16 protein-coding genes and 1 tRNA gene are annotated in these 12,446 nt (G+C 72.1%); 1 reads left to right on the top strand and 16 read right to left on the bottom strand.

Annotated elements, in window-relative coordinates; all coding sequences use genetic code 11:
- Window positions 1–133: 133 nt before the first annotated feature.
- Both H4O22_RS05050 and H4O22_RS05045 read right to left on the bottom strand, forming a co-directional pair.
- Window positions 134–1,054 carry a Bax inhibitor-1/YccA family protein gene (locus tag H4O22_RS05050; protein WP_244963111.1) on the bottom strand — a complete coding sequence of 307 codons (921 nt, stop codon included), beginning with the start codon at window positions 1,052–1,054 and terminating at the stop codon, window positions 134–136.
- A 68-nt stretch (window positions 1,055–1,122) separates the two neighbouring features.
- Complete coding sequence (locus H4O22_RS05045) at window positions 1,123–1,761, bottom strand: SAM-dependent methyltransferase (RefSeq protein WP_182525955.1); 639 nt, start codon at window positions 1,759–1,761, stop codon at window positions 1,123–1,125.
- Window positions 1,762–1,852: 91 nt separating this feature from the next.
- Between H4O22_RS05045 and H4O22_RS05040 the strand changes: the two genes are divergently transcribed.
- The gene (locus H4O22_RS05040; RefSeq protein WP_244963110.1) at window positions 1,853–2,746 is read left to right on the top strand and encodes a hypothetical protein; all 894 of its coding nucleotides are present in this window, start codon (window positions 1,853–1,855) and stop codon (window positions 2,744–2,746) included.
- Here H4O22_RS05040 and H4O22_RS05035 read toward each other — a convergent pair.
- The 14 genes from H4O22_RS05035 to eno form a co-directional block, all read right to left on the bottom strand.
- The gene (locus H4O22_RS05035) at window positions 2,730–3,713 is read right to left on the bottom strand and encodes a sulfotransferase family protein (RefSeq protein WP_182525953.1); all 984 of its coding nucleotides are present in this window, start codon (window positions 3,711–3,713) and stop codon (window positions 2,730–2,732) included. The two genes, H4O22_RS05040 and H4O22_RS05035, sit on opposite strands and share 17 nt — an antisense overlap.
- Window positions 3,714–4,052: 339 nt before the next feature.
- A complete protein-coding gene (locus H4O22_RS05030; RefSeq protein WP_182525952.1) occupies window positions 4,053–4,619 on the bottom strand; it encodes a hypothetical protein in 567 nt (188 codons plus the stop codon).
- On the bottom strand, window positions 4,600–5,388 hold the full coding sequence (locus tag H4O22_RS05025; RefSeq protein ID WP_182525951.1) for a hypothetical protein: 789 nt from the start codon (window positions 5,386–5,388) through the stop codon (window positions 4,600–4,602). Before H4O22_RS05025 ends, H4O22_RS05030 begins: the two co-directional genes overlap by 20 nt.
- Window positions 5,389–5,798: 410 nt before the next feature.
- A tRNA-Leu gene (locus H4O22_RS05020) sits at window positions 5,799–5,872 on the bottom strand.
- A gap of 16 nt (window positions 5,873–5,888) precedes the next feature.
- On the bottom strand, window positions 5,889–6,458 hold the full coding sequence (locus tag H4O22_RS05015) for a peptide deformylase (protein WP_182525950.1): 570 nt from the start codon (window positions 6,456–6,458) through the stop codon (window positions 5,889–5,891).
- Window positions 6,455–6,976: a glycine cleavage system transcriptional repressor gene (locus H4O22_RS05010; RefSeq protein ID WP_182525949.1), complete on the bottom strand. Its 522-nt coding sequence runs from the start codon at window positions 6,974–6,976 to the stop codon at window positions 6,455–6,457. The genes H4O22_RS05015 and H4O22_RS05010 overlap by 4 nt, the downstream gene beginning before the upstream one ends.
- Entirely contained in the window at window positions 6,973–7,812 is an 840-nt protein-coding gene (locus H4O22_RS05005) for a uracil-DNA glycosylase (protein WP_220451291.1), read from the bottom strand. The genes H4O22_RS05010 and H4O22_RS05005 overlap by 4 nt, the downstream gene beginning before the upstream one ends.
- 16 nt (window positions 7,813–7,828) lie before the next feature.
- A complete protein-coding gene (locus H4O22_RS05000; protein WP_182525948.1) occupies window positions 7,829–8,095 on the bottom strand; it encodes a hypothetical protein in 267 nt (88 codons plus the stop codon).
- 33 nt (window positions 8,096–8,128) lie between these two features.
- Window positions 8,129–8,326 carry a DUF3618 domain-containing protein gene (locus tag H4O22_RS04995; RefSeq protein WP_182525947.1) on the bottom strand — a complete coding sequence of 66 codons (198 nt, stop codon included), beginning with the start codon at window positions 8,324–8,326 and terminating at the stop codon, window positions 8,129–8,131.
- A complete protein-coding gene (locus H4O22_RS04990) occupies window positions 8,323–8,796 on the bottom strand; it encodes a phage holin family protein (RefSeq protein WP_182525946.1) in 474 nt (157 codons plus the stop codon). Before H4O22_RS04990 ends, H4O22_RS04995 begins: the two co-directional genes overlap by 4 nt.
- Window positions 8,797–8,834: 38 nt before the next feature.
- On the bottom strand, window positions 8,835–9,764 hold the full coding sequence (locus H4O22_RS04985) for a Ppx/GppA phosphatase family protein (protein ID WP_182525945.1): 930 nt from the start codon (window positions 9,762–9,764) through the stop codon (window positions 8,835–8,837).
- Window positions 9,749–10,249, bottom strand: a complete 501-nt coding sequence (locus tag H4O22_RS04980) for a DUF501 domain-containing protein (RefSeq protein ID WP_220451290.1) — start codon at window positions 10,247–10,249, stop codon at window positions 9,749–9,751. Before H4O22_RS04980 ends, H4O22_RS04985 begins: the two co-directional genes overlap by 16 nt.
- Window positions 10,246–10,821: an FtsB family cell division protein gene (locus tag H4O22_RS04975; RefSeq protein WP_182525944.1), complete on the bottom strand. Its 576-nt coding sequence runs from the start codon at window positions 10,819–10,821 to the stop codon at window positions 10,246–10,248. Before H4O22_RS04975 ends, H4O22_RS04980 begins: the two co-directional genes overlap by 4 nt.
- A gap of 19 nt (window positions 10,822–10,840) precedes the next feature.
- The gene (gene eno / locus H4O22_RS04970; protein WP_182525943.1) at window positions 10,841–12,118 is read right to left on the bottom strand and encodes a phosphopyruvate hydratase; all 1,278 of its coding nucleotides are present in this window, start codon (window positions 12,116–12,118) and stop codon (window positions 10,841–10,843) included.
- Window positions 12,119–12,446: the final 328 nt, after the last annotated feature.

Raw genomic sequence — 12,446 nt, 5'->3', positions numbered from 1 at the left:
ATCCCGGCAGGTGCGTGAGAAGCGCCCAGCTCGAGCGCAAGGACGGCCCAACTCAACCCTTAACTGGGTCCAGCACGCAGCAGGGGCCCCGGGCGGATCGCCCGGGGCCCCTCGTGTCTTGTGCTGCTGCGGATCAGTCCTGGTTGAAGATCGCCAGGAGGCGGAGCAGGTTGGTGTAGATCCAGACCAGGCTCACGGTGATCGCGAACGCCGCGCGCCACGACTCCCGCTCGGGGATCCGGTTGGCGACGCCCTGCTCGACGAAGTCGAAGTCGAGGATCAGCATGAAGACGCCGAGCACCAGGCCGGCGATCGAGAACAGCAGGCCGATGCCGCCGAAGTCGTAGAGACCCATCCGGGAGCCGAAGAGGCCCAGGACGAGCTCGAGCAGGCTGAGCGCGACCATGCCGAACATCGCGGCCATCACGAAGGTGCGGAACTTCTGGCCGACCTTGATGTTGAGGAACTTGTACGCCGCGAGCGTGCCGGCGAAGGCCGCGAAGGTGCCGATCACCGCCTGGACGACGATGTTGCCCGAGTCGGGCGTGGAGAACTGGGCGTCGAAGAGCTTGCTCAGCGCGCCGAGCGCGACGCCCTCGAGCACCGCGAAGGCGAGCACGAGCGCCGGGCTGATGACCCGCTTGAACGAGTTCACCATCGACAGCGCGAAGGCACCGAGCGCGCCGATGGTCATCGCGGCGAACAGCGGGCCGAGGTCGACGTTGGCGTCACGCAGGTCGGGGGTCAGGAACCAGGTCGCGAAGGCCGCGACGAAGACCGTCCCGATCGTCATCGCCGACTTCTGGACGACCGAGTCGATCGTCATCGGCGCGCTGCGCTCGAAGGTCTCCGGGGTGGAGCCCGGCGTACCAGTGCCCCACTGGGAGGGGTCGGTGCCGTAACCCTGGTAGGTGCCACCGTTCCCGGCGTAGGTCTGGTTGCCGTAGGCGTTCGCGCCGGAGCGGGTGAACTCCTCCGACCGGCGGAACACCGGGTTGTTGCTCTGCATGGACTCCTCCTTGGAGGCCTGGGGGCCGTCGCCTTGACGGCTCACCTGGTGCGGTCAGCCTAGTGACCTCACCGTGCTCAACGCTCGGGGCGTCCCGGACGTTCCCCGTTCCTTTACCCGCGCCGGACCGCGAGCACCACCGTGTCGGTGACCGTCACCGTGCGCCCGTCCCGGGTGTCCTCGCGGGTCGGCGCGGCGGCGACCCGGACGTCCCACTCCCCCGGGTCGAGCAGCGCGGTGACCTTCTCGGGGCCGAACAGCAGGTGCAGGAGGCGCGGGTTGCGCAGCCCCGACCCGGCGTCGGCGGGGTGGTGCGCCGCGACCAGCAGGGTGCCGCCGGGCCGGACCGCGGCGGCCAGCGCGGCGTACGCCGTGGCGAACTGGGGATCGGGCAGGTGCATGAACTGCGCCGAGACCAGGTCGGCCTCCGGCAGCGGGTCGCCGGCGAGCAGGTCGACCTGCTGCCAGGCGCACCGGTCGGCGACCCCGGCCTCCTCGGCGTGCCGGGCGGCCCGCTCGAGCGCGACCGTCGAGAGGTCCACCCCGGTGACCCGCCACCCGCGCCGCGCGAGCCAGACCGCGTCCGCGCCCTCGCCGCAGCCGACGTCGAGCGCGGTCCCCGGCGGGAGGTCGCTCGCGTGCTCCAGCAGCCGCGGGTTGGGGTGGCCCGACCAGATCCGCTCGGACTCGGCGTACCGGCTGTCCCAGAACTCGCGGGTGAACATCTGGGCGTCGGCCTCGTGGTCGCTCATGGCCCCAGCCTGCCCCCTCAGGTCGACCTGAAGGCAAGATCCTCGGCGCGAGCACCAAAGTCCACTTTACAAGTAGACTATGCTGGGTCTCGTGTCGATCCTGCGGACCACCCCGATCCCGTCGTACGACGACGTCCAGGTGGTCGTGCCCGCGCCCGCACCCGGTCCCGGCAACTGGGCCGGCGCCGCGAGCGCCGTCCTCGTCGACGGCGTCTTCTGGCTGACCTGGCGCGACCGGCGACCGCTCACCGACGGCCGCGGCGTCGCCGTCCACGTCGCCCGCTCCACCGACGGCGAGCACTTCGAGCCGGTGACCCAGGTCCGGCGCGAGTGGTTCGGCGCGGAGTCCTTCGAGCGCCCCGTCCTGGTCCCCGTGCCGGGGGTGGGGTGGCGGCTCTACCTCTCCTGCGCCACGCCGCGCTCGAAGCACTGGTGGGTCGAGTGCCTCACCGCGCCGACCGTCGAGGGGCTGCCCGACGGCGAGCGCACCGTGGTCCTCCCGGGGAACGACCGGGTCGCGGTCAAGGACCCGGTCATCTGCCCGGCGGCCGACGGCGGGTGGGACATGTGGCTGTGCTGCCACCCGCTGACCGACCCGGGCCACGAGGACCGGATGACCTCGCGGCACCTCACCAGCCCGGACGGGCTGACCTGGACCGACCACGGCGAGGTCCTCGCGGGCCGGCCCGGCTCCTGGGACGCCCGAGGCGCGCGGGTCACCGCGGTCATCGGCCAGGACCCGCTCACCGTGCTGTACGACGGCCGCGCCGACGCGGCGTCGAACTGGCACGAGACCACCGGCGTCGCCCGCTGGGACGGCACCCGGCTGGTCCCCGACGACACCGTCGGGCCGATCGCCTCGACCGACTCCGACGGCGCGTTCCGGTACGCCGCGGCCGTGGCGCTGCCCGACGGGCGCACCCGCTTCTACGTGGAGGCCGCCCGACCCGACGGCGCCCACGACCTGGTCACGCTGGTTCGCTGAGCCGACGCTGGCGCTGCCGCTCCAGGAACGACCCGCGGCTCTCGCGGGAGAGCCAGTCGCCGAAGTCCTCGCCGGTCAGGGCAGACAGCCGGTCGACGTCGTCGGCGAACAGCGGCAGCAGCCGCTCGCGCACCTCCGGGTCCAGGCGCGGCCGGTGGCCGTCGGCGCCGTCGCTGAGCCGCGCGACCAGCGGCGCGCTCAGCCGCCGCCACGCCTCGGGGGGCGCGAACTGGCCCAGCCGGGCGCCGGCGCGCACCACCGGCCCGAGCACGCGCGGACGCCAGCCCGGTTCGACGTACGCCCGGGAGTTGTCGCGCGGCACGGCGCCGATGAGCCCGGTCTCGAGGCCGAGGAACGCGCAGGCCCGGTCGAGCGCGGCGCGCGGCTCGTCCACCAGGTCGCGGTAGCGCATCACCAGGACCCGCTCCCGGTCGACGTACCGGAGCAGGTGCTCGAGCTGCTCGCCGTACCGACCCAGCCCGGCGTACCGCCAGAACGGCGCCCAGCCCGCGTCGACCCGGCCGGGCTCGGCGGCGAGCGCCCGCTCGAGGTCGCCGATCGGCTCCAGGCCGTCGCTCCACAGGTGCATCCAGTTGCTCGCGGCCCGGTCGATCGGGTCGCGCACGACCGCGATCAGGCGTACGTCGGGGAGCTGCTCGGCGATCCGCCGGTGCGCACTGCGGCTCCACAGGTAGAACGGCGTGCTCTCGCCGCGGAGCTGGTCCTCCCGCGCCCCCTCGAAGAGCCGGTCGTAGTCGCGCCGGCGCCAGACCCACTCCTGCTGGGAGTGCCGGTCCCCCGGGCCGCCGTACGCCGGGGGCGGCGCGTCGTCGCAGAGGAAGTACTTCGGTTCCTTCGGGCTGGTCGTGAACACCTGCGGGTGCCGGCTGAGCGCAGCGTGCAGGGCCGTCGTCCCGGCCTTCGGGGCGCCGACGACCAGGAAGTCGGGCGCGGGGAGCCTGCCCATCGGGCCTCCTCGGGGAGTCGGAGGCCACAATCTACTTTGTCCACTGGGTTAGTGGGAATACCTGGCGCGACCCTGTTTCCCGGTGCCCCCGCTGGGACTCGAACCCAGACTGCGCCGCACTTGGGCGAGACCCCGGCGATTTCACCTCTCTGCTCGAGGAGGGTCTCAGTCAGCCCGGCGCGACGAAGCTCACCGACGTGGCGAGCGCCCCCCTGGCAGTGCTGCCCAGCCGCTACGAGCACTCGTCCGCTGACTTTCGCCAGCGCGAGGTAGAGCGGTGACGTCGTGATGGCCGGGGGCCCATCGTCAACGCCGTGCCCTACGCAAAGAACGCCTGACCTACCAGTTGAGCCAGGAGCCGGTGAGGATGTTTAGCGTCAAGCTCTCGATGAACACCACCGTCTCCTCACGGCCCGGCCTGTAGCCCGTCGGGTGGCCACATCGGTTACGGAGGCTCAGTCGCTCGATAAGTACCTGCCGGGCATTGCGGTTGAAGATGCCAGCGTCTTCGCCAATTTGGAGGAACTGAGACTCGCTCATGTAGAGGAGATCATCGACCTTCTTGATCTCGCGGTAGTTCTTCGCCGTTCCGTACCGAGAGAAGTTGGCGGCTTGGATCGCTTTGACACCACCCTTGCGGGCCCGGACGACGCCGTAGAGATGTTCGATAGACGCGGCCCAGACCATAAGAATCGCCGCGCGATAGAGCCCGTTCTCGTATGCAGTCACCGCCTCGTGTAGATAGTCGGCATACTCGGCTGGCGCTGCTGCCCGAGCATCGACTAGAGATTGCAGAGCCTGTGCTGGTGACTCATGTGCGGTGTCGCGAACAGGTGTCGGATACGTCTCCTGAAGGTTTTTGAGCCGGGCCACCAACTCGAGCGGATCAGACTGGTTCGGTGGCATCGTCAGGATTGTTCAAGACGTACCGGCGCATGTTCTTGAAGATCTCGGCGACCGTCTCGGCAGTCGCGTCAGCAGCGATGTGAATCTCGATGTTGACATGAACCGCAGGACTCGTTCCTACGGTGATCGAGGGGGTTGCTCGTAAGGGCGGCGTGAACGCGGGCGGATCGGCCTGCGGAGCGCTCTGCACTGGCGCTTCGGAAGACTGTTGCCCGTCTGTAGCGGCCGGATCCACCAACTTCGCAGTCACAAAGGCCTCAATGGCTGCCGAGTTAGTCTTTAGATAGGAGTCCGTCTTCGTCTTGGAACCCCGAGTGAACTTTCCGAGCCCTGCTTCCCCTGCGACCCGCATGAAGAAAATGACCGCATCCGTGAGCGCGGCACCCTGAGCGCCTTCCAACTGATCCTGATGCTTGTCGTGCCAGTAGTTGCCGACGACAGTTTTCGAAGGATCTTCGACCTTGCTGTAGAACATCCATTCGATGGTCTCGACGTAGAGCGGTACCTCGCGGAGCGCCTGCTCCATGAGGGCTTCCCTGTCCCTCTCGTCCGCGGCATTCGCGTAGCCACGGCCACGCTCGGACAATTTGACGTTGGTGCCGTCGCGCTCCAACAGCCCGATGCGCTTTAGTGCCTCAAGTTTACGGTTGTCGGCGTACTTCCCGTCGATAGCCTTCCTAACCCGGTCCAGCGGGACCCAACCCACCTGACCCTTGAGGTAAGCCCCCAGCGCGTCAATGTCTTCAATAGTGGTCTTGATCGGTAGCACGGACTTCCCCCGCTTGCTCGTTTTAGGTGGACAGCATGCCAGCCGGTCCAACAAGTTGGTTGCATTCTCGGCAGAAGCGGATGCGTCGACCAGAAGAGTGTTTCCTGGGGCGGACGGAGGTATGGGTCGATGGGCTAGCCGAGGGCAGGCGCCCGAAGATGCGACACAGTTCGACGTCTAGCCGCGACCCGACCTTGCGTCGGTCCGGGCCCGACTCCTTGACTGCGTCATACCTGCTCGGGAGCCATTCTCAGCGGACGACTCACCACCTGTAGCCCAGGCGGATCATCTTGGCCCGACAGAGCGTGGCATCGTGTGCTGCAGCGCCCGAGTAGAACCGAACCGAATCGCAAAGGTCCGACGTCAGCACACGCCTGGTCCGCATCCCCGCAGGCAATGTGTTTCGTCGGTGCCCCCGCTGGGACTCGAACCCAGACTGCGCCGCTTTTAAGGCGGCTTCCTCTGCCGATTGGGATACGGGGGCGTGCCTCGCCCGCAACCTACAAGTAGGTCTTGCGCGGGTGGATCGCGTGCGCGCCCGCGGCCCGGTCGAGGAAGAGCAGCCCGGCGCAGTGGTCGATCTCGTGCTGGAGCGCGCGCGCCTCGAAGGCGTCGGTGACCACGGTGACCTCCTCGCCGGTGCCGGGCAGCCGGCCGCGGACGACCACCCGGGTCGCGCGCTTCACGTCGCCGGTCAGGTCGGGGACGCTCATGCACCCCTCCCGCGCCTTCTCGTTGCGGCTGGCCTCGACCACCTCGGCGTTGCAGAGCACGAAGGTGCCGTGGTGGGTGCGGGTCTTGGGATGGTCGGCGACGTCGACGCAGAACACCCGGGCGGACACCCCGACCTGGGGGGCCGCCAGGCCCACGCAGCCGGGGCTGACCCGCATGGTCGCGACCAGGTCCGCGGCGAGCCGCACGGTCTCCGCCGCGCAGGGGTCGACGTCGGCGCCGGGCGTCGACAGCACCGCGGCCGGCGCGCGGACGACGTCGCGCACCACGCCCTCGACGCCCAGCTCGGTCTCGGACCAGGCGGCGACGCGGCCGTCCTGGTCCTGCTCGGCGCTCACAGCTCGTCGGCCTCCGCCGGGCGCAGGGTCGCTCCGACGCCGAGCTCCTCGCCGGCCGCGCGGATCGCGGCGCCGACCGCCTCGACGTCCACGTCGGCCGGGAGGTCGATCTCGGCGACCAGCAGGTAGAGCTCGCCCGCGAGCCGGGTGGTCAGGTCGGTGATGTTCCCGCCGACCCGGGCGACCTCGGCCGCGACGGCCGAGACGATGCCCGGGCGGTCGCCGCCGTGGACGGTGAGCACCCAGGAGGTGCCGCGGGTCGCTGGGACGTCCTCGGTCGGGACCTCCCGGACCGTGACCACGAGCGTGCCGTCGTCGGCGAGCGGCGCGAGCGCGGCCTCGACCTCGGCCGCCGGGACCGGGCCCGAGCAGACGAGCGTCATCGCGAAGTGGCCGCGGAGCAGCGTCATCGAGGAGTCCTCGAGGTTGAGCCCGAGGCCCGCGAGGATCGCGGTCGTCTCGGCGATGATGCCAGGGCGGTCGTGCCCCAGGACGGTGGCGGCGAGGTGCGTGGTCACCCGCCCATCCTCGCAGCGGCCGCCGCGCGCCCGAGCACGTCGTCCAGCATCGACTCGGTGAGCCTGCCGGTGAAGGTGTTCTGCTGGCTGGGGTGGTAGCAGCCGAGCAGCAGGACGTCGTGCGCCGGCCCGCCGATGACCGCCTCGGCGCCGTGCCCGAACTTCGGGCGGGGCCGGGGCACGTCCCAGCCCAGCGCGCGGAAGGTGCGCAGCGTGGCGTCCCAGCCGATCGAGCCGAGCGCGACGGCGACCCGCACCGAGCCCGCGAGCAGCCCCACCTCGGCCTCGATCCAGGGCGCGCAGGTGTCCCGCTCCTCGGTGGTCGGCTTGTTGAGCGGGGGCGCGCACCGCACGGCCGCGACCATCCGGGTGTCGACGAGCTCGAGGCCGTCGGCGGCGTGCACGCTGGTGGCCTGGGTGGCCAGGCCGACCCGGTGCAGGCTGGCGACCAGCCAGTCCCCCGACCGGTCGCCGGTGAAGATCCGCCCGGTGCGGTTGCCGCCGTTCGCGGCGGGAGCGAGGCCCACCACCAGCACCCGCGGGTCGGGGGCGCCCCAGCCGGCGATCGGCCGGCCCCAGTACGGCTCCCCGGCGTACGACGCGCGCTTGGTGACCGCGACGTCCTCGCGCCACCGCACCAGGCGCGGGCAGGCCCGGCAGACGCTCACCCGGGCGTCGATCTCGGGCAGGGTCGCGCCGCGCGCGAGCCGGCGTACGGCGGCGGGCGTCCGTGCGACGGGAGTGTCCGGACGTGCCGGATCGCCGGGCCATCCCGAGGCGGGTGGCACCGGCGATCCGAAGAGCTCTCCGGTGGCGGGGTGCGGAAGCACGGTCACCGGGTGCGGCGCGTGGTCACGGCGCAGGCTGGATCGACGCCTCCGTGCGGAGCTTATCGGTGGCCGACGACGTCGCGTCGCCGACCTTCTCCTTGGCGGCGCCCGCGGCGGCCGCGGCCTGGGTGACCACCGCGTCCTGCGCCTTGTGGGCCGCGTCCTGGACCTTGGGGTTGCCCGCGATCTTCTGCGCCTGGGCCTTGATCTGCTCGTAGCGGCCGCGTCCGGCCCGGGTGCCGAGCACGTAGCCGACGCCGACGCCAAGCAGCAGGGACAACTTCTTCATGTGGGACTCCTCGTGGTGGGGGTCAGTGATGGGTCAGTGGGTGAAGCGGCGGTAGACCGCCACGCCGACCAGGACGACGACGCCCGCGGCAGCCGCGATGCCCGCGATCTTGGCCTGCCGGGTGGCAGTCTCGCGCACCCGGGTCTGCAGCTCGTCGACGGTGCCGGCGAGCTCCTCGCGCTGTCGGGCGATGTCGGCCTCGATCTCGGCCGGTGTCTGGCTCTGGCTCATGGGTGCTGCTCTCCCTTGATCGCGGCGACGTCCTGCTTGACGCCGGCGACGGCCCGCTCGGGCATCACCGGCGTCGCCTGCTGGACCTCCTTCTTGCCGAAGAGCGCCGCGGCGCCCGCCAGCACGAGGAGGACGACGCCCACGATCAGCGCGGCCGCCCAGGCGGGCAGCACCAGGTCGAGGGCGAGCACGGCGCCCGCCACCAGCGTGCCCAGGCCCAGGAGCGAGAGCAGGCCGGCGGCGCCGAACGCGCCGATGCCGAGCCCCGCGGCCTTGCCCTTCTGGGAGAGCTCGGCCTGGGCGAGGCGGACCTCGCTGCGCACCAGCTCGGGCACCTGCTCGGCGAGCCGGTGGACCACGGCGCCGATCGGCTCCTCCGGTGGGGCCGCCGTGGCACCGGTGGAGGCACCCGTGGGGGTGCCCGTGGGGGTGCCGGAGGCACCCGTGGGGGTGCTGTGCGGATCGGTCATGCGTGCCCGGTTGCCCGTCGCCGGGAGGCACAAACGGGTCAGCGTGCGATCGACCAGGCGATGCCGTCGAGGATGTCGGCCTCGGAGACGACCAGGTCGGTGGCGGTCGCGCGCCGCAGCACGCGGGAGAGCACCAGCGCGCCGGCGTCGATCACGTCGGCGCGACCGGGGTGCAGCCACGGCAGCTGCAGGCGCTCGCGGACCGTCATCGAGACCAGCCGGTCGACCATCGCGTGCACCTCGTCGACCGGCAGCCGCACCTGGTCGATCGCGTCGCGGTCGTACGCCGGCAGGTCGAGCACGCCCGCCGCGACGGAGGTCACCGTGCCGGCGACGCCCACGACGGTGCGGGCCGCGGCCACGTCGACCTCGCAGGAGTCGAGCGCCAGGTCGATGTCGCGCACGCAGGCGCGCACCTCCTCGCGCGTCGCCGGGTCGGCGCGGACGTGCCGCTCGTGCAGCCGCACCGAGCCGATGTCGAGGGAGCAGGACGCCCGGGGCTCGGCGGCGCCCCCGGCCGCGGGCACGTCGCCCAGGACCAGCTCGGTCGAGCCGCCGCCGATGTCGATGACCAGCACCGGCCCGGCGGGCGGCGTACGCAGCGCCCGCACCGCGCCGGCGAAGGAGAGCGCCGCCTCCTCGGTGCCGCTGAGCACCTCCGGCTCCACGCCGAGCCGCTCGCGGACGCCGGCGACGAACACCGCGGCGTTGCTCGCGTCGCGGGTCGCGGAGGTGGCGCAGAAGCGGATGTTCTGGCGGGGGACGTCGTGCTCGCGCACCAGCACGGCGTACTCGTCGAGCGCGGCGAAGGCCCGCTCCAGGGCCTCGTCGGCGAGCCGGCCGGTGGCGTCGACGCCCTGGCCGAGCCGGACCATCCGGGCCTCGCGCACGGCGACGTCCGGGAGGTCCCCGACGAGCAGCTTGATGGTGTTGGTGCCGCAGTCGACGGCGGCTACCGGTCCACGCACGGACCCGCCTCCCACCACGGGCCCAGCAGCTCCAGCACCTCGTCGCCCAGCGGGTTGACGCCCGGGCCCTGGACCAGCGCCTGGCCGGCCAGCACGTGCAGGCACTTGACCCGGTCGGGCATGCCGCCGGCGGAGATGCCCTCGATCTCGGGCACCTCCTGGCCGACCTCGGCGGCGAGCTCGGCCCGGGCCGCGAGGTAGCGCTCGTGCGCGGCGGCGTAGGCCGCGGCGAGCTCCTCGTCCTCGGCCAGCCGGTCCTGCATCTGCTTCATCACGCCGGTGCCCTCGAGGGTCCCGATGCGCGACGCGGCGCGCGGGCAGGTGAGGTAGAAGGTGGTGGGGAACGGCGTGCCGTTGGGCAGCCGCGGCTCGGTCGTCACCACGTCGGGGTTGCCGCAGGGACAGCGGTGCCCGACCTCGTGGACGGCCCGGGGCTCCCGCCCCAGCTGGGCCGCGACCGCCGCCTCGTCGGCCGGCGAGATCACTGCTGGTCCTCCTCCGATCCGTCGATCCTCGTGAGCGGCGGGGGCTCCTCGGCGGGCGGGTCGCCCGCCAGCTCGACCGACCCCCAGGCGTCGGTCCACCAGGCGCGCGGCTCCGGCGGGTCGATCGCGGACGGGTCGCCCAGCGCCGCCCCGGCCTCGAGCGGCTCGCCGTCCTCGTCGAGCGCGACGTACGCCGTCTCCCCCGGCATCACGTAGCCCAGGCGCTTGCGCGCCTCCTGGACGACGTACGCCGGGTCCTGCCAGCGGCGCTTCTCGCGGGCGAGGTCGTCGATGTTGCGCTGCCGCTCGGCGATCTGGGACTGCAGCTCGTTGATGTCCTCGCGCTGCTGGAGGAACGCGCGCAGCGAGGAGGCGTAGGAGACGGCGAGCACGGCCAGCACCAGGACCAGGATCGCGAGCCGGCCGGTGGGCCGGGGGCGCACCGGGGCGTCCCGGCCGGCGGTGGCCGCCGGCACGGGTCGACGACCGCCCCGCCCGGTGCCCGGGGTGCGCCCGGGTCCGGTGCGGCCCGGGGGTCGGGACCCCCGGGCCGGGCGGCGGTTGTCGGCCATCGCGCGCGTCTCCCCGGACTCAGCCCTGGTAGCGCGGGAACGCCGCGGCCCCGGCGTACCGGGCGGCGTCGCCGAGCTCCTCCTCGATGCGGAGCAGCTGGTTGTACTTCGCGACCCGCTCGGACCGCGCCGGGGCGCCGGTCTTGATCTGGCCGCAGTTGGTCGCGACCGCGAGGTCGGCGATCGTGGTGTCCTCGGTCTCGCCGGAGCGGTGGCTCATCATGCAGCGGTAGCCGTTGCGGTGCGCGAGCTCGACGGAGTCGAGGGTCTCGGTGAGCGAGCCGATCTGGTTGACCTTGACCAGCAGCGCGTTGGCCTGGCCGCCGGTGATGCCGCGCTGGAGCCGCTCGACGTTGGTGACGAACAGGTCGTCGCCGACGAGCTGGGTGCGGGTGCCGAGCTGGTCGGTGATCGCCTTCCAGCCCTCCCAGTCGTCCTCGTCGAGGGGGTCCTCGATGGAGACGATCGGGTAGGAGCCGACCAGGTCGGCGTAGTAGGCGGTCATCTCCTCGGCCGACTTGGTGCCGCCCTCGAAGGAGTAGGCGCCGTTCTCGCAGAACTCGCTGGCGGCGACGTCGAGCGCGAGCGCGATGTCGGTGCCGAGCCGCAGCCCGGCGGCCTCGACGGCCTCCGCGATCAGGTCGAGCGCGGCGCGGTTGGAGTCGAGGTTGGGCGCGAAGCCGCCCTCGTCGCCGAGGCCGGTGGCCAGGCCGCGCTTCTTCAGCACCGACTTCAGCGCGTGGTAGACCTCCGTGCCCTGGCGCAGCGCCTCGCGGAAGGTGGGTGCGCCGATCGGCGCGATCATGAACTCCTGGACGTCGACGTTGGAGTCGGCGTGCGACCCGCCGTTGAGGATGTTCATCATCGGCACCGGCAGCAGGTGGGCGTTGGGGCCCCCGACGTACCGGTAGAGCGGGAGGTCGGCGGCCTGGGCGGCCGCGCGCGCCACGGCGAGCGAGACGCCGAGGATCGCGTTGGCGCCGAGCACGGCCTTGTTGGGGGTGCCGTCGAGGGAGAGCATCGTCTGGTCGACGAGGCGCTGGTCATCGGCGTCGATGCCCTCAACCGCGGGGGCGATCGTCTGGATCACGCCGGCGACGGCGTTCTCGACGCCCTTGCCGAGGTAGCGGTCGCCGCCGTCGCGCAGCTCGACGGCCTCGAACGCGCCGGTGGAGGCGCCGCTCGGGACCGCGGCGCGGCCGAACGAGCCGTCCTCGAGGAGGACCTCGACCTCGACGGTGGGGTTGCCGCGGGAGTCGAGGATCTCGCGTGCGCCGACAGCTTCGATGGATGCCAAGGGACCTGCTCCTGTGGGTGAGTCCGGGGGTACGACGGGTCGCGACTCGGGCCGCGACGGGTGCGCCGCCAGCCTAGACCGCCCCCACCGGCGTTGCGCGCAGGCCGCGCCCGCCCGGGACGCGCGGGACGTCATACGAGCTGGTCGCGATCGCCACCGCTTCGTCTGACGTCCCGCAGGACGTCGTACGACCTGGTCGCCACCGCCGCCAACCCGTATGACGTCCGGGCACGCACACGCACGTCCCGCAGGCTCGCCGAGTCGGCGCTTGTGCTCGGGTTCTCCACAGCGGACCTGGGGAGAAGGCGGACACAAGCGCCGACTCGGC

Origin of the sequence: Nocardioides dongkuii, assembly GCF_014127485.1 — a bacterium.
Classification (GTDB): Bacteria; Actinomycetota; Actinomycetes; order Propionibacteriales; family Nocardioidaceae; genus Nocardioides; species Nocardioides dongkuii.
The sequence above is the reverse complement of the archived record's forward strand: the minus strand, read 5'-3'. Positions and strand labels throughout refer to the sequence as shown.